We start from the raw sequence: 17,737 nt of genomic DNA, 5'->3' as shown, positions 1-17,737 counted from the left end.
AAAAAATATATTTTCAGATTGATAATAAAATATTTTTAGATTATTAAATTATTTAATATAATCCTTCAAAAATATTGAAAGTTTTTGATTTTTTATTTTATGTAAGTAATAAGAAATTAACCCGGAATCCAAAAACATTCTGGCTGAAAAGTCGCCTACACTAATACCAGTAGAAGGTTTAAACAGAATAATCATCGCTATAATAAAATAAAGCATCATTAAACAGAATGTCATTGAAATAGCTTTACGCCACATACTTAAATATAAAAAATACCATGGACTAAAAATGCAAATATATTTCTATTTAACTTAAACTTTAATTCACACGGTAAATTATTATAATTTTTCTGAAACTGCTCAGTGGGATTAAATTTAGGTAATCCATTCTCTTCATAGAACTTAAATCCAAACAGCCATGCTTCACTATGTGCCATATCGGAAGAATCACATGGTTTTTAAATACTATTATTATCCATAAATAATTTATAAGTATGCTAAAACCAAAAAACTTCATTTTTTACAAAAAGCTGTTAATTATAATATAAATAATTATTTTTAAGAAAATTTGAACATTTTGTTTGAAATTTTTATAAATGAATTGAAAGAGCTGCTTTTATGAAAGCAGCTCTTTTGGTCTGATAAAAACAATATTACTGATTTAGTGTCAGCAATAAATGATTCATGCGTTTGACAAATGCCGCCGGATTTTCCAGTTTACCGCCTTCAGCCAGCAAAGCCTGATCATATACCAGCTCAGCCAGTTCATTGCGCTGTACTTCGTCCTGCTCTGAAGCAATTTTCTTAATCAAAGGATGATCCGGATTGATTTCCAGTGTTGGTTTGGTCTGCGGAATTTGACCGGCTGCACCGGAAGCTTCCAGCATTCTTGCCAGATGCTGGCTCATATCATGCTCACCAACAACCAGACATGCCGGACTTTCTGTCAAACGGGCAGTGGCACGAACAGCGTCAACTTTATCACCCAGAGCAGTTTTAATCTGCTCTACCAGTTCCTTGTTGTCTTCTTCTGTCTTAGCCTGGGCTGCTTTTTCCTCCTCATCAGCCAGATTACCTAAGTCCAGTGAACCCTTGGCTACACTTACCAAACCCTTGCCATCAAATTCAGATAAACTATTAACCACCCACTCATCTACACGATCAGTCAGCAGCAATACCTCAACACCTTTTTTCAGGAAAATTTCCAGATGTGGGCTATTTTTGGCAGCAGCATAACTATCGGCAGTAATATAGTAAATTTTTTCCTGCCCTTCTTTCATCCGACCAATATAATCAGCCAGAGTAACATTTTGCTCACTACTATCATTATGCGTAGAGGCAAACCGGCATAAACCAGCTATTTTGTCTTTATTTGTGAAATCTTCAGCAATACCTTCTTTCAGTGTATTACCGAACACCTGCCAGAATTCAGCATATTTTTCCGGCTGATTTTTCTTCAGATCTTCTAAAAGAGACAATACTTTTTTAACACTGCCAGAGCGAATTGCATCGAGATCACGGCTTTCCTGCAAAATTTCACGGGATACATTCAAAGGCAAATCGCTGCTGTCGATCACTCCGCGAATAAAACGCAGATAAGAAGGCATCAGCTTTTTCGCATCATCCATAATGAATACACGTTTTACATATAACTGTACACCATGCTTAGGTTCACGCTCATATAAATCAAATGGTGCATGTTTCGGAATGTACAGCAATCCGGTGTATTCATGACGTCCTTCCACACGGAAATGTGTCCACGCTAAAGCATCATCATAATCGTGTGATACATGACGATAGAAAGTCTGGTACTGCTCATCGGTAATTTCATTTTTCGGCCGCTGCCATAAAGCCTGAGCCTGATTAACCACTTCCAGCTCATCTGAAACTTTTACATTACCTTCTTCATCATATTCAGGCGCTTTCTTCATATAAATCGGCACAGAAATATGATCACTATAAGTCGTTACAATCCGGCGCAAAGTCCAGTCAGACAACAAATCTTTTTCATCATCTTTAAGATGCAGAATTACATCTGTACCACGGGCAGACTTACTAATCGGTTCAACAGTAAATTCGCCGTCACCAGCACTCACCCAGCGTACAGCTTGATTTTCAGCGGCACCTGCCCTGCGGCTTTCAACAGTTACCTTATCAGCCACGATAAATGCAGAATAAAAACCTACACCAAACTGCCCAATAAGATTGGCATCTTTTTTATCGTCGCCAGTCAGTTTTTCCAGAAATGCTTTGGTACCGGATTTAGCAATGGTGCCCAGATGTTCGATAATATCGGCTTCAGTCATACCGATACCATTATCAGATACAGTAATGGTTTTAGCTTCTGCATCAGCAGTAACCTTAATCCTGAATTCTGTATCATCTCCCAGCAAAGAAGCATCATTCAGAGACTCAAAGCGCAATTTATCGCACGCGTCGGCAGCATTGGAAATCAGTTCCCGCAAAAAGATTTCTTTATTGCTGTATAAAGAATGAATCATCAACTGTAACAACTGTTTTACTTCAGTCTGAAAACTGTGTGTCTGTTTCATAATTTTCTCAAAAGCCCAAATATATGATTGTTGTTAATTCAAAATATGGGCAGCACAATTCAGTTTCAAGCCGGATAGTCATATGTTTGCTTGTTGTACAGCTTTTGCCGCAAGCACAACATATCAGACAAATATCAGTATATACATTTCAGACAAAGCTAATTTGTTACAATAGAATATTTACTAAGCCTACTAAATAAAACCGATCAAACATCATGAACACCCATCATTGTTTGCCTGATACCCGCGCATTTCCTACCGATCAGGTTAAAAACGAACTGCTGCTGCATGCAGCCAGTCTAGTGACACCTACATCAAAAGCACAAACTACCCTTGCCCGTGAGAGCCTGCAAACTGAAATCAGCCGTATGCTGGCACAAAATCACTATACCAACCTTTCTGTAGCACTGGCTATGGCGGCCAATAGTGATATTTACAATGCACTGTGGAACAGTATGGAAACTGTATTACAAGCACGTAATCAGACAGAAGTACAATGGTTGGCTTTGCCCGTGATAATAGTAGGTGGTGCTAAAGAAAATATCTCTCTGCCAGACAGCATACCCGCAGAAGCCATTACTGAAATCTTCAAAAACCGTCCATGGTCTGATGAATGGAATAAAATTCACTGGGCATCTCATCTTGTGAGTGATACTACCCTGACCCATATCAAAGCCAGTCAATGGTACGCTGCTAAACAAAATCAACAGATGGCCGCAGATTTTCTCGATCAGTTACCTAAAACACCACTAATAGTTGAAAGCGGACAATCAGTACAGGTTTTTTATGCCCTTGGTTTTTCCGGACCAGACATTCAGTCTGCCCTTAACTGCAATCTGGCAGATACTGCCCTGCCGCTCATGCAAGTCTGGCAAACTCATCTGGCTACAGCCGGTGCTACGCTGTTTATCAACCCGCTTGCGCCACAATCACCATTAAACGCCTTACGCTCTGGCAGTGCCATGCGTCTGCGAATGGCCTGTGATGTCTTTACGACTAATGCTATCCGGGCGATTCGCCTGCAAAGTCCACGGGTTGGCGTAGTTATTGCTGCTCAGGAAGGCGGGAATATATTATTTGGTTTCAACGCAACCGACAGTGTATTTGAACTTCAGCCACAAATTTTTCGCTGGCCGCTAACACAAGCAGACAACATTGACAGCATAATACAAAATTTCATTGATCTGCTGGCTGAGTGCAATGTTGAAAATATTCGCCTGTTACATGAACCAATCAGTGCACAGGCCCAATTGCCTAATTATGCCCAATCTATCAATATGGTCGGACATAACCCACTTTTTCCACGGAGTCACTGATGGCTGCAACTAAAGTATTATTTGTCTGTCTGGGTAATATCTGCCGTTCTCCCATGGCAGAATACATTCTGCGCGACCTGGTAACAAAAAAAGGTCTGAGTGAACAGATTGAAATTGCCAGCGCCGGCACTTCCGGCTGGCACAATGGTGAAGACATGCACTCAGGCACCAAAGAAATTTTGCATGCAAAACAAATCAGTACTAATGATTTTCAAAGTAGTGAAGTAAGGCCGGAGGATATTGCCATTTACGATCATATTATTGCTATGGATGATAAAAACCTGCAAGACTTATCCCGTATTTTTGGGTGTAGCCGTCCGGATAAAGTCTACAAAATTACCGATTTATTACCAGACAGCGAATATGACTACGTACCAGACCCTTATTTCAGCGGTAATTTTACAGAAACCTGCACCATTATCCATGCCGGCTGCGAGGCATGGCTCAAATACTGGCAAACCTCAGCAGGCAAACAGTAATCCAGATTACCCGCCGTTTATACTATCCGGATAGAATCTACTCAATAAAAGAGCAATATGGTAAAATTAATACCATATTTCAATTATTTGATGGTATTAAAACTTGCCAAAGCGCTCAGCTTTGGCATTGTTTTGGTACGTAAAATCAACACAGCAATAAGGAATTTAAAATGGCAGGACATAGTAAGTGGGCCAATATCCAGCATCGTAAAGGTCGTCAGGATGCCAAACGCGGCAAAATCTTCACCCGCCTGATTAAAGAAATTACCATTGCTGCCCGTCTGGGCGGTGGCGATCCCAATGCCAATCCACGCCTGCGTCTGGCAATGGATAAAGCCACTGATGCCAACATGCCCAAAGATAATATTCAGCGGGCAATAGATAAAGGTACAGGTAATCTTGAAGGTGTCGAATATGTAGAACTGCGTTACGAAGGTTATGGCATTGGCGGAGCAGCAGTAATGGTAGACTGTTTGACCGACAATAAAACCCGTACCGTAGCCGATGTACGTCATGCCTTCACCAAACATGGCGGCAATCTTGGTACAGACGGCTCAGTAGCCTTTCAGTTCGTTCATCAGGGCTATTTACTCTTCAGCCCGGAAGTGGATGAAGATACTCTGATGGAGGCTGCTCTCGAAGCAGGTGCTGAAGACGTTATCGTACAGGAAGATGGTTCTAAGGAAGTCATCACCGAACCCTATCAGTACAGCAGTGTTAAAGAAGCACTGGAAGCAGCGGGTTTGCACGCGGCCGATGGCGAAGTAACCATGCGTGCAGTTAATGAAACCGTTCTGCAAGGAGCAGAAGCTGAAAAAATGCAGCGTTTACTAGACGCACTTGAAGATCTTGATGATGTTCAGAACGTTTATACTACAGCCGTACTGGAAACTGAGTAAACATAAAACGGACTGTTACTCAGTCCGTTTTTATCATTAACAGCATATTATTACCATTGATTCATGCAAGCTATAACCGAACTTTTTCAAACAGCTTCTGCCGGTGAATGCGCTGAAATTTTAGATTTCTGGCTCAACGAATGCAGCCTTGATGAAGCACCAGATGTACATACAGTAAAATTATGGCAACAATTGTTTCAACAGCGCGGCAGTAAATTTAACCGTCTGGCTACCCTGTGTCAGCAATGGCTTATTGAAACAGACTCATTATGAAATCATCATGCATGAATAAATGGCTGTTCCTTGCCGTCATCTGGTTTCTGGCCAGCCTGTATTTTTTATTCTTCAAAGCAAGCGGTAATCCGGTACCTATTCCGCAATTTGATAAAATCTGTCACTTTGGCTTATTTTTCGGCCAATTCTGGTTCCTGTCCAAATCCTGCTTCAGTGCCGGCATCACAATTCCGCTACGCCTGTTAATTATAACTGCCATTATCTGGGCTGCTTCCAGCGAAATCATTCAGGCGCTGTTCACTAAACGTGAGGGCGATATAATGGATGCAATGGCCGATCTCATCGGTGCCACACTGGCACTATGGCTGGCTCGTCAAATACAAACAGCTCGCCGCAACATCAGCAGGGAGAAATATTAAAATGGATATTACCGTTTATCAGCAACGCCGTCAGACTGTACTGAATAAAATCGGCGAAGATGGCATTGCCATTATATTTGCCGCTCCGGAACAACGCCGCAGTAATGACACAGAATACCCCTTCAGACAGGATAGCTATTTTCATTACCTGACCGGTTTTCCTGAGCCCGGAGCAGCATTGATACTGAATGGACGTGAACATACCTCCACTCTTCTGTGCCGCAATAAAGACCCTGAACACGAAATCTGGAACGGTTTCCGTTATGGTTATACAGCTGCACGAGAGCAATTTGCTTTCGACTCAGCCGATGATATCAACCAGTGGCCGGTTTTGCTTAAACAAGCACTGACTGGTCACCGACGACTCTTCGCATTGTGGGGACTATATCCTGAAAATGACCCTAAGCTCATTGAATTATGGTATGAAGTTGCCCGTATAGCCAATTATCGCAGTGCCAATGGCAGTACGATTGCACCTGACAGCCTGGTAAATCTGGCCAGCATCCTTGATCCGATGCGTCTTATCAAAGATAAACATGAACAGTCGATCATGCGCATTGCCGCAGAAATCAGCGCACAAGCTCATATTCGTGCCATGCAGACTACTCGTGCCGGTCAGTATGAATATCAGGTAGAAGCAGAAATTCTGCATGAATTCATGCAACGCGGAGCACGCTATCCATCGTACAACAGCATAGTTGCCGGAGGCAAAAATGCCTGTTGTCTGCATTATGTCAGCAATAACTGTCAGTTGCAGCAAAATGATTTACTCATGATTGATGCAGGTGCCGAATACCAGATGTATGCTGGTGATATTAGCCGCACCTTTCCCGTCAGCGGGCGTTTCAGCAGTGCACAAAAAGATATCTACGATATAGTACTGTCTGTTAACGAGGCGAGCATTGCCTCTACTGTAAAACAAGCAAACTGGCAGAATATCAGTGCAACAGCCATCAGCATGCTAACCCAGGGGCTGATTGATCTGGGCATCCTCCGTGGCAGTCTAGAACAGAATATTGAAACTCAGACTTATCGGCGTTTTTATATGCATGGGCTCGGACACTGGCTCGGACTGGATGTTCATGATGTTGGTGGCCGTTTTGACAGCAATGAACAGCCTATTTTGCTTCAGGCGGGAATGGTAACGACCATAGAGCCCGGTTTATATATCAGCGCAGCAGATGATATACCTCAGGCATTTCATAATATTGGCATCCGCATTGAAGACAACGTTCTGATTACAGAAACCGGTAATGAAGTACTCACTGCTTCTGTACCTAAAACTACCGCAGAAATCGAAATATTGATGCAGCACTAAATCAGAATCTGATCAGTATTAGCCATTAAAATAGCCGGATAACATTTATCCGGCTATTTTTTATAAATGTACTTTTAATGATTAAGCTGACGTGCGGCCAGTTCCTCCTGCGCAGTAGCCACAATATCAGTACCAAACAAAGAATTCACATCTGCCTCATCAAATACATAGCGTGCATGACAAAAATCACAGTTCACCTCAATACTACCCTGCTCTGCTACAGCCTCACCTACTTCCTGCCCGCCAAGCAATAGCAGCATATCACCAACCTTAGCACGCGAGCAGGTACAGGAAAATTCAACATTCTGAGGTGTAAACACCCTTAGCTCATGCTCATGAAACAGCCTGAATAACAATGTCTGCACATCCAGCCGCAACAACTCATCCGCCGTAAGCGTCTCAGATAAAGCTGATAACTCTGTCCAGCTATCTTCATCTATATCCTGTTCGGGTAACTTTTGCAGTAATAGACCGCTGACATGCTCATCATCCGCAGCAAGCATAATATACGTAGCCAGCTGTTCGGAACGCGCCATATAATTCATCAGCATCTGAGCAATACTGCTACCACTAAGCTCCACCATACCCTGCCAGGATTCACCCTGAGAGGGCTGCAAAGTCAGTACAAACATTCCTCCTTCACCAAGCAAATCTACCAGTGTCATATTGTCATCAATGACAGCAGATTCATCCCAGCGTGCTGTTGCTCGGCAGGTTGCTGCCGATGTGGCTTCCGCTACCAGCATTTTCAAAATGCCCTTACCCTGCACCTGTACTATCAGATTACCGTCAAATTTCAGATTACTGGCCAACAATACCGCAGCCACAGTCAGCTCACCCAGAGCTTGATGAATTGCCTTAGGATAAACTTTATTTGCTGCCACATGCCGCCATACCTGCTGCAAATTCACTTGCAGACCACGTACAGGACAGTCATCAAACATAAACCTCGTTAACTGATCTGCTTGTACCATCTTATTTTCTGTCATCATTTCAATCCCAGCAAAATAATCAAACAATATGACCGCACCAGCCAAAAAAATCAAGTCAGATTATCGCCACACCAAAACCTGAAAACCCCAATCAATTCAGCATACGAAATATAAGAGCTGTATAAATATAAAGGGATACACTGGCATATCAAAATACAGCAACTACTCACATACTTGATAAAAAATAAATATCAATAAAATATAACTTTAAAGATATAGCCTTCACTAGTACAGTATCATTAACAATAGAGATAGAAACAGTTATATTCTTTAAAACTGGTTACACTTAAAATAGCATTGAAACATACAGATACGTTGTAGATTAAAGAAAGCACAAATCATACAAATTGCAAAATCAAATAGCCGCCTACGCTCCATTGCATTATTCATAATTATTTACACAATCTGTCAGGCAATAGTATTTTTCGCTCATCCCGTTTGGCAACTCATGGAAAAATTATCATTCCTCATAGATGATTTATTAAATATAATTAAAATCATATTGGCTGATGGTGAATTTGATCCAGCTGGATTATGGGTTATTTTTGGCGTTCCCCTATTATTTCCCACCTCTTCAAAAAACTAAGTTAATGCTGACCATTAGGTAAATCCTCTCTTCAGGATAAGATAAATACAATTAATTCTTCTACAACCTATGCCAATAATATCAAATATGGCTTTGGAAAAAATAACGTAATTTATTTCTCGACCAGCATACAGCTTTTATAAAAATAATATATAGCTATTATTTGCATTAATTTCCCCCATACTTGAACAAACCGAAAACAGACAATCAAGTAATAATAGAAAAACACAATAAATACCGCCAAACACTAATGATGATTATACTGAATAAGCATATAGAATAATAAGCAGTACTAATATTAAAGTAGTTAGGCTTAAAATAAATTTTGCCATTTATACTAAACCTAATAGTATTGTTTCACCATTAAATTCCACTTACTTCTGCCGCAATATATCTAAAGTAAAATAATTATTGCTTTTAGCTTACTATTTCATTACATAGATTAAATTTTGTATAACTGATTATTTCCTTTAGGTTAAAACTGTGATAATTTCTATATTAGCTATAGAGGACAAATCTGTATGAAGAGCATATTTAAACTGTATTTCAAGCTTATCTGTTTAAGTTGCCTGCTACTGCTGGCTGGTTGTGATGATGTTAAGCAAACCGGCGATAAAGCGGCGCCGCAACAGCAACCGACGCCTATAGTACGCCATCAGGACAGATTTGGCCGCTATGATTCTATTGGTAATCTGGGCGGCAAGCCGGTAAGTATCCCCGGTGGTGTGGTGTTTACCTGGGTACACTATATCGGCGACCCGGGCGATTTCGATACCAGCAAACAAGCACAAAAGTATCAGCGCCCGCCGATTACTTACCAATTGCCTATTAGTAGTTTTGCTTTTCAGTACCGGCTGACAGATGGCGCGGTGATGAGCTATAGGGAGCAGACGGAAGAGGATTATCTGCGTGATAACAGAACTTTGATTCCACAGGGAAAGCCGTTTCCATGGGGCTATACCATTGTTTACAATATTGTTGATCCACATCAGCCACTTAATTTTAATAAAGCGTTTACTGACACTCAGCAAGCTAAAAAAGAAGTCTGGCACTTTGACTATTTTGAACAACCACAAAAAATATATGGCTTAACTTATTTCAAAGCCAATAATGGGATTGATCCCAGCACCAATCAGCCGTGGCAGGATAATATCGCCGGGCCGGATATTTTGATGTCCAAAAATCCGCAAGGTGATATTAAAACCTATATTCAATGTGATTTTACAGGCGAAATTCAATCTTGCACCCACGAATTCTATATCGACAGTATGCCAGTGGTGGTAGATATAAGCTATGACCGGATTTATTTAGAAAAATGGCAGCAAACCGAAAAAAATATAGCCGGCATACTGGATAGCTGGGTGGTTACGGATAAAGGCGCATTAATTAAGAAGCAGGCAGGAAAGATGTAAAAATTCCTGCTATTTATGTCTATATTGTTAACAACTGATGAAAGAGGTAAAAATATGTCTCAACCACAGGTCTTAACTAAAAAAGAAATAGATACTTGGAGCGAGCAAATCAAAACCGGCGAGCTGTCGGCTATTGGGGAAGTGTATCAGGCGCTGGCCAAAAAAGGCTATGACTATGCTCAATGGGCATTTGGGGTGGCCACGGCTGATACCCTTACTGGCAATGGCGCTTTGCAGTTTATGCAGGCGGTGGCCAAAGACCATAAACAAAAGCTCCCCCAAGCGCGGGTTGACAGTGTACGGCGCGATATGGCGCTGGGCTATCTAGCCATGCTGCAAAAAAAACTAAATGAAGGTAAAGGCGGTGAAGATATTACCTATGATGAAATGTTAGACTTTCATGCAAAAGTTTTTAAAGACAATAAGCTGGATATCGGCTACTGGACGCTGTATACACCGATGTCGATTATCCAGAATCATGCTTCGGCTACCGGAAGCGATGGTCAGGTGATTGGTGGTAAGCAGGTTGTGGAAAATATGTGGCAGCATATGCGGGCTACTAAGGGAACCAAGCTTAAAGGCTCATGGGTAAGCCTGATGTTATACGGAGTAATGCGGGATGCGCAGAAGGGCTACATTTACGTTAATAAGTCCAACGGTGAGGTTGCGCCAATAGACTACATTATCAAGAATGCTGCTTATTCAATTAATTTTCCTATCGCTAATATTGTAGTAGGCACCGATGTGGAGAAGTTGGCTAATGTACTTGGCTATAAAAAGGTGGCCGTTTCCAGTGCTGAGCAGCAGCAGGCGCGGCAGTGGTGCAAAGATACGGATATGGCGGCTGCTTTCACTGCTTTTGCCAAGGAAAAGGTTGGCGATAATATACTTGTTTATGGTTCAACTCATACTTGGTATAAGGATTATGCTACGCCGGAAAACAGACTTACCGGCAAGTTTTTTGCCAATCAGAATACTTCTGCTGCCACGCAGAAGCGGCTGGCCAATAACTGGCAATTGATGGGCGGCGCGAGTATGACTAAATGGATTATCGCCGCGGTATTAAATGAAAATCTGGCCGATAGTTCTAGCGCGCTACTGTCTTCCATTAATGAGATTAACTTTCTGGATAAGGGATTGGGGTTTGTTTTTGAGCCTAAAGCTGGGCATCGCAGGCCGATAGCGGGTGCAACAGATGAGTATGAATTCAAATATGAGCTGGAATATATTGATGCTACGCCGGATAGTGTGCTGAGTATTTTGCAGAATTTAACCAATAAGGGAGAAACAGCTAAGGTATCGCAGTATTTACATGCGCTGTTGCAGTTGAATCCGGTGGTGGTATTGAATCCGGATTTTACGCCACAGCAAAGAAGTGTGGATGATGTAGGTGAAGACTGGATTAAAATCCGCTGCTGGGCCATTCAGGAGATGAAATACGCTGAGGCAGTAGAACACAATGAGTATGTACGTGCCCTGCTCAATGGGCTGTCGCCTACTCCGGCTCCCGAGATTGATATTAATCAGCAGCTAACCATGCATCTGCGGCAACAGAAAGAGCTGGTTGAGTCTATCCGGACGAAATATGGTTTTGGTAAAGATGATGTGATTCGTTTTCGTGATGCGAATACCGGCCTAAGCTGGGTGACCAATGGTGCGATAACTCAAGCCGGCCATGTGGTGCTGATGCTTTCTGATAATGCCACTGGTACTCATTCTGGCAGTAGTTTAGGTGATGTGATTATAGGTGGTCGCGGTGATGATGTTATCGATGGCGGCGCCGGCGATGACTATTTATATGGTGGTGCCGGGAATGATACGTTGATTGGCGGTAGCGGCAATGATTTATTGACTGGTGGTGAGGGAACAGACCGTTATTATTTCAATGCAGATGATGGGCAGGATCGTATTATCGATAGTGATGGTAATGGCTATATCTATCTGGACAATAAGATTTTTTCATCATATCAGTGGATAGGGAAAGAGCTGAATGTATGGCAGTCAGAGGATAATAAATGGCAGGTGTGGCTGAATAAAACCGGTGATTTATGCATTCAGTCCCTGACAGACAATAAAGATATTCTTACTATTGAGGGATGGAATGAGCTTAAAGGAAATAAACTCGGCATTAATTTACCCAATATGCGCCCGCCTAAGGAAAAAAATAAAATTCTGGGCGACTGGCGCACGAAAATCATTCATGTAGAAGGCCATTTTGAGGAAGAGTTAGAGTCTCTTAAAGGCCATTATCACTATGATTGGGATAAGCGCAGTGCCGACGGCCGTATTATCGATGGTAAACAAGAAAACGGCTTTGAGGATGTTATTTTCGGCACAGCCAATGATGATGAAATTTCGGGGCTGGACGGCGGCGATGCTATTGATGGCATGGCCGGTGATGATGTGATTCTGGGTGGCGATGGCATGGATCTGCTCGCAGGCGGCGGTGGCTCCGATACCATCAGAGGTGGTGCCGGAGATGATTATATTTTTGCCAATAATCATTTAACGATATCTCAACGAGAGAAGCCGGATGAGCGCTGGAAGATGCCTGATTATGGTAAAAAACTGATTCATGCTGGCCCAAACTGGGGTATATTTGTAGAAAGAGGTAATTATTTGATTATCTCTGGTATTAGCGACTGTTTTGATGAGCCCATCTCTGCTGTGGACGGTATGTCATATGGGGGAGATTTTCTATATGGTGATGAGGGCAATGACTTTATTGTTGGTGGTAATCTGAATGATTATATCGAAGGTGATTCGGTAGCACCGGGCAGTACGCAAGAAGGAGATGATGTCGTTTTTGGTATGGGTGGCAATGATTATATTGTCGGTGGCAAGGGCAAAGATATCTTATATGGCGATGGTCTTGTTAGACTAGGTCACTTAAATTCTCTTGCTGGCAGGGCTCATGGAGATGATCACATTGATGGCGGCGAAGGTGATGATGAAATCATTGGTGGTGGCGGCAATGATGTGATTATTGGCGGCGATGGTGATGACAAAATTTATGGCGATGATGGTGGAAAGACATCAAGAGAAATACTTGATAGCCAATATCATGGTAGTGACACCATTTATGGCGGTGCCGGTAAAGACTTTATTGTAGGTGGTGGTGGCGATGATTTTCTCTATGGCGGTAATGACGAAGACATTATATATGGCGATTCTTATGATATGAATAGAAATTTTTCACAATTAACATGCAATGATCATATCTGGGGCGATGCCGGTAATGATGAGCTGTATGGTGGCTACGGAGACGATGTGATTCATGGCGGCGCTGATCATGACACAATTTATGGCGGCCACGGTAATGATGAGCTTTATGGCGATGAAGGCAATGACGTTATTTACGGGGATGATGAGAATAACAAAGAAATTCAGGGTGCAGACTATATTGATGGCGGCGCCGGCAATGATAGTTTAATAGGCGGCGGTGGAGACGATTGGATTTTCGGGGGCGATGGCGATGATAAGATATGGGGTGATGAGAATAAAAATTTTGTCGATGCTGACTGTTCAATAAACGGTAATGATCATCTGTTTGGCGGAAATGGTAATGATATTATTGATGCCGGATATGGTACTGATGAAGTTGATGGCGGCGAAGGAAATGATGTTATATTCGGCGGCGGTGGTCATGATTACCTTTATGGTGGAAATGGCGACGATATAATTATCGGTGATTTCAATAATATTATTGGTTGGGGAATTGGTTCGGGTGGTTCTAGTGATCCTATTTTAATTACAACCGAAAATTCTAAATATACCGGCGATGATGTTATATACGGCGGAGAGGGTAATGACAGAATATATGGAGATGTTTTGCAAGAATTAGAAAGTTTTTCTGGAAATGATGTTTTATATGGTGAAGGAGGAGACGATTATATTAATGGGGGTTATGGTAATGATTACATTGATGGAGGTATCGGTAACGACCGGCTGATTGGCAGTGGTGGTGATGATGTGATTTATGGTGGTGATGGTAATGATATTATTTATGGCGACAGTGAAGAACTTGTAAATAGCGATAATGCAAAAACCAGTGGTAATGACGTTATCTTCGGAGGAGATGGAAACGATTTTATCAGTGGCGGCAGCGGCAATGATAATTTACAGGGTGATGATGGCAATGATCAGCTGTATGGAGGCCTGGGCGATGATAATTTATATGGCGGAGCCGGTAATGATTTGCTTAACGGTGGTAAAGGCAATGACTATCTAAATGGCGGTATGGGTGATGATATGTATGTAATTAAAAACGGCGACGGCATCACTACAATTGAAGACCATAATGGATTGTCTTATATTAAGGTTGATCAGATAAAATCGCTTACTTTCAGTGCTTATAAAGACGGAATAGTGATTAAAAACGGGGTTAAAGGCGATACTATTTATCTGCTCGGCTATAATTTGAAAAACCGGGGCAAAGATTCTGATTTAGGCAATATTATATTTACCGAAGATGGTAAGCATGGGCAAACTTTATTAAGCCTGCTTACAAAGCGAAAACCTGTTGATATGCCCCTTATTCCGCAGTTTGAAAAAGATTCGGCTCTCAGTAATCACCTGTTCCATTCTGCTGACAATAGTCTGCATGAAGATTCAGGCAATTATGCCGCAGGCCTTGCCAGAATTCCTGTAAAGAATGCGGCACCGGATAACTATGCCAATGAAATTATCAATTCCGGTTTTAATTACGCTGATGCGATGTTACTCAAGCAGGCAATGGTGGCTATGAGTTCAGGACTTGCTGATAGCAGCATGGCAATATCACCGCCACAGGATAAACTTTTAGGTACTGCTGATAATTATTTGAGTGTTTCGGCTGTATAAAAGCAAGTTTCTGTTCTGTTAATTTGAATTTATGCCTGTAACAGCAGTTACAGGCTTTTTTTACAGGTAAATATTGGCATCAGTTATTGATTACTATAATCAGGATGTATAATCTTTACTTGATGAAACAGCAAATATTAAATTATTAATTTATTTATGGAGAAATAATAAATGTGCCAGTTGTTAGGCATGGATTGCAATACCCCTACTGATATTGTCTTTTCTTTTGAAGGTTTTCGTTTGCGGGGAGGTCTGACTGACAGCCATGCAGATGGTTTCGGCATTGCTTTTTTCGAGGGGCACGGAGTGCGTCTACTTCAGGATGATAAGCCTTGTGCCAGCTCACCTGTAGCGGATTTGGTGCAGCAATATAAAATCAAATCGGAAAATGTAATAGCCCATATTCGCAAAGCTACTCAGGGACAAGTGCACTTAGTAAATACACATCCGTTTGTACGCGAGTTATGGGGAGAATACTGGGTGTTTGCACATAATGGCAATTTGCGCCGTTTTAATCCTTCTGAAGGTGAATATTTCAACCCGGTAGGTACTACGGATTCAGAACAAGCCTTCTGCTATCTTCTTGAGCAGCTACGCCAGCGCTTTCGTCACAAGCCTTCGCGAGAAATTTTATTTAATGCTATAGCAGAAATTACTGCTGAGCTGCGTCAGTATGGTTTATTTAATTATATGCTTTCGAATGGTGACTGGTTAATTGCCCATGCCAGCACCCTGCTTTTTTATATTATCCGGCAAGCACCTTTTGGTAAGGCTGTTCTGGCAGATGAAGACGTGGCTATTGATTTTTCCGCGGTTACTACGCCACATGATCGTGTAGCCGTAATTGCCACATTACCGCTTACCTGTAATGAGCAGTGGCAACAACTGGCGGTTAATGAACTGGTGATGTTCAGCCAGGGAGAAATTGTTTTGCGCGATTGTATCCAGCCGGCTCAATATATGAGTGTAGAAGATGGTCTGGCCATCGCGCGCAAAGCCGGCGTTAGCATGTAACAGGTTAAATTGAACTAAGAAACTAAGATTTCAGAAAATCTGTTATAAACTGAACTATCTTATGTTATTTATCCAGAATGGATTGAAATCAGATTAAAGTATAGTAACAATTGCAGATATTTGATGCAAATCCAGATATTCATTAAATATCTATATCTGCTTTCAGGCATTTTCTATAGTAATTAGTGAATCCATAAAAGAAAATCCCGGATAGTTCCGGGATTTTTTTACTCAGATATGAGAATATTAACTATATATTGATTACATAAATCCATAAATCAGAATTGCTATTACGGCTATCGGAATAACATAGCGGCATAGCACTTTCCAACAAGCAAATACAGCCGGACCTAAATTCAGTTCCTGACGAATTCTTTCCTGATTCATCATCCAGCCGGCAAATACAATCGTACCAAGACCGGTTAACGGTAGCATAAGCTTACTGGTCAGATAATCGAGAGAATCAAAAATATTTTTGCCGAAAATTGTAATATCCTGCCATGCATTAAATGATAGCAGGCAGGCAATGCCCAATGCCCAGATTACCAAACTACTTACTAAAGTCGCTGATTTACGTCCCAAATGGGTTTTTTCTTCCAGTAATTCAACTGTCGGCTCCAGCAATGAAATTGAGGAAGTCAGGGCGGCGAAAGTCAGGAAAATAAAGAATACAACACCAATAATAGTACCACCGGCCATATTGCCGAAAGCGATAGGTAAGGTAACAAAAATCAGACCCGGACCTTCTCCCGGTTGCAGACCATTGGCAAATACCAGCGGGAAAATGGCCATACCAGATAACATGGCAACAATAACGTCCAGAATAACTACAGTACGTGCTGTAGAAATCAGATTCACATCTTTACCCAGATAGGAACCGTAAGCCATCATAATACCCATGCCCAGAGACAAGCTGAAAAATGCATGCCCCAATGCCGCCAGTACTGCCTTACCGGTAATAGCAGACCAGTTAGGAGTAAATAGGAAAGCAAAAGCCTTGCCAAATGAAGGTCCGCTGACAACAGCCGCATAAACTACCAGACCAATCAGTAATAGGCCCAGCCCCGGCATCATCACTTTACAAGAACGTTCCAAACCGGCACCAACACCCATGGCTACAATCAAAGCGGTAGTAAACATGAAGACGGTATGCCATGTAAGTAAATGGCTTACACTACCAAGAAATTGCTGGAAGACCTGACCGGTGCCCTCACCATTTAAACCTTTAAAAGTACCAGTACCGGCAAGAAAAATGTAATCAGCAGCCCACCCGCCAATAACACTGTAAAAAGAAAGAATCAGGAATGAACCAAGTACGCCGATAATACCTACCCAGCGCCATGATTTAGATTGCCCTTCATCAGCAGCTACATCTTCCATGGTATGAATCGGATTTTTCTGCCCGCGACGGCCAATCAGCCACTCAGCCACCAGAATAGGTAAACCAATTACAAACATGCAAATCAGATAGGTAAGCACAAATGCAGAACCGCCCATCTGACCGGCCATATAGGGAAATTTCCAGATATTACCTAAACCAACTGCTGAACCTGCTGCGGCGAGCATAAACCCCATCCGCGAGCTCCACTGAGAATGCGACTTTTTCTTTGTTCCGCCACTCATCGCTACTGCCCCTTACTTCTTAATTCAAACTTTAATCAATAATCATGCCATGAA

13 protein-coding genes are annotated in these 17,737 nt (G+C 41.9%); 10 read left to right on the top strand and 3 right to left on the bottom strand.

Annotated elements, in window-relative coordinates; genetic code table 11:
* Positions 1 to 650: 650 nt before the first annotated feature.
* Complete coding sequence (htpG, locus tag SALWKB2_RS03640; protein WP_025330326.1) at positions 651 to 2,549, bottom strand: molecular chaperone HtpG; 1,899 nt, start codon at positions 2,547 to 2,549, stop codon at positions 651 to 653.
* Positions 2,550 to 2,764: 215 nt separating this feature from the next.
* Between htpG and SALWKB2_RS03635 the strand changes: the two genes are divergently transcribed.
* The 6 genes from SALWKB2_RS03635 to SALWKB2_RS03610 all read left to right on the top strand — a co-directional run bounded on the left by SALWKB2_RS03635 (position 2,765) and on the right by SALWKB2_RS03610 (position 7,214).
* Positions 2,765 to 3,865 (top strand): hypothetical protein, encoded by a 1,101-nt coding sequence (locus SALWKB2_RS03635; RefSeq protein WP_025330325.1) that lies wholly within the window; start codon positions 2,765 to 2,767, stop codon positions 3,863 to 3,865.
* On the top strand, positions 3,865 to 4,344 hold the full coding sequence (locus SALWKB2_RS03630) for a low molecular weight protein-tyrosine-phosphatase (protein ID WP_025330324.1): 480 nt from the start codon (positions 3,865 to 3,867) through the stop codon (positions 4,342 to 4,344). The genes SALWKB2_RS03635 and SALWKB2_RS03630 overlap by 1 nt, the downstream gene beginning before the upstream one ends.
* A gap of 170 nt (positions 4,345 to 4,514) precedes the next feature.
* On the top strand, positions 4,515 to 5,243 hold the full coding sequence (locus SALWKB2_RS03625) for a YebC/PmpR family DNA-binding transcriptional regulator (protein WP_025330323.1): 729 nt from the start codon (positions 4,515 to 4,517) through the stop codon (positions 5,241 to 5,243).
* Positions 5,244 to 5,306: 63 nt separating this feature from the next.
* Positions 5,307 to 5,516, top strand: a complete 210-nt coding sequence (locus SALWKB2_RS03620; protein ID WP_025330322.1) for a hypothetical protein — start codon at positions 5,307 to 5,309, stop codon at positions 5,514 to 5,516.
* A gap of 11 nt (positions 5,517 to 5,527) precedes the next feature.
* Positions 5,528 to 5,896, top strand: coding sequence for a VanZ family protein (locus SALWKB2_RS03615; RefSeq protein WP_051506547.1), 369 nt, complete (start codon positions 5,528 to 5,530; stop codon positions 5,894 to 5,896).
* Position 5,897: 1 nt separating this feature from the next.
* A complete protein-coding gene (locus tag SALWKB2_RS03610; RefSeq protein WP_025330320.1) occupies positions 5,898 to 7,214 on the top strand; it encodes an aminopeptidase P N-terminal domain-containing protein in 1,317 nt (438 codons plus the stop codon).
* Positions 7,215 to 7,288: 74 nt separating this feature from the next.
* Here SALWKB2_RS03610 and hslO read toward each other — a convergent pair whose 3' ends face one another.
* Positions 7,289 to 8,203, bottom strand: coding sequence for an Hsp33 family molecular chaperone HslO (gene hslO, locus SALWKB2_RS03605; RefSeq protein ID WP_025330319.1), 915 nt, complete (start codon positions 8,201 to 8,203; stop codon positions 7,289 to 7,291).
* A 451-nt stretch (positions 8,204 to 8,654) separates the two neighbouring features.
* On the opposite strand from hslO, the gene SALWKB2_RS12260 reads away from it, so the two are divergent.
* The 4 genes from SALWKB2_RS12260 (at position 8,655) to SALWKB2_RS03590 (ending at position 16,060) form a co-directional block, all read left to right on the top strand.
* Positions 8,655 to 8,792 carry a hypothetical protein gene (locus SALWKB2_RS12260; protein WP_157785042.1) on the top strand — a complete coding sequence of 46 codons (138 nt, stop codon included), beginning with the start codon at positions 8,655 to 8,657 and terminating at the stop codon, positions 8,790 to 8,792.
* 521 nt (positions 8,793 to 9,313) lie between these two features.
* Positions 9,314 to 10,204 carry a hypothetical protein gene (locus SALWKB2_RS03600; protein WP_025330318.1) on the top strand — a complete coding sequence of 297 codons (891 nt, stop codon included), beginning with the start codon at positions 9,314 to 9,316 and terminating at the stop codon, positions 10,202 to 10,204.
* A gap of 54 nt (positions 10,205 to 10,258) precedes the next feature.
* Positions 10,259 to 15,046: a calcium-binding protein gene (locus SALWKB2_RS12625; RefSeq protein ID WP_269146748.1), complete on the top strand. Its 4,788-nt coding sequence runs from the start codon at positions 10,259 to 10,261 to the stop codon at positions 15,044 to 15,046.
* A gap of 171 nt (positions 15,047 to 15,217) precedes the next feature.
* Positions 15,218 to 16,060: a class II glutamine amidotransferase gene (locus SALWKB2_RS03590; protein WP_025330316.1), complete on the top strand. Its 843-nt coding sequence runs from the start codon at positions 15,218 to 15,220 to the stop codon at positions 16,058 to 16,060.
* 261 nt (positions 16,061 to 16,321) lie between these two features.
* Here SALWKB2_RS03590 and SALWKB2_RS03585 read toward each other — a convergent pair whose 3' ends face one another.
* Entirely contained in the window at positions 16,322 to 17,683 is a 1,362-nt protein-coding gene (locus SALWKB2_RS03585) for a sodium-dependent transporter (protein ID WP_038648737.1), read from the bottom strand.
* Positions 17,684 to 17,737 lie beyond the last annotated feature (54 nt).

The organism is Snodgrassella alvi wkB2, from assembly GCF_000600005.1.
GTDB classification, from domain to species: Bacteria; Pseudomonadota; Gammaproteobacteria; order Burkholderiales; family Neisseriaceae; genus Snodgrassella; species Snodgrassella alvi.
This window is presented reverse-complemented; position numbering and strand designations above follow the sequence as displayed.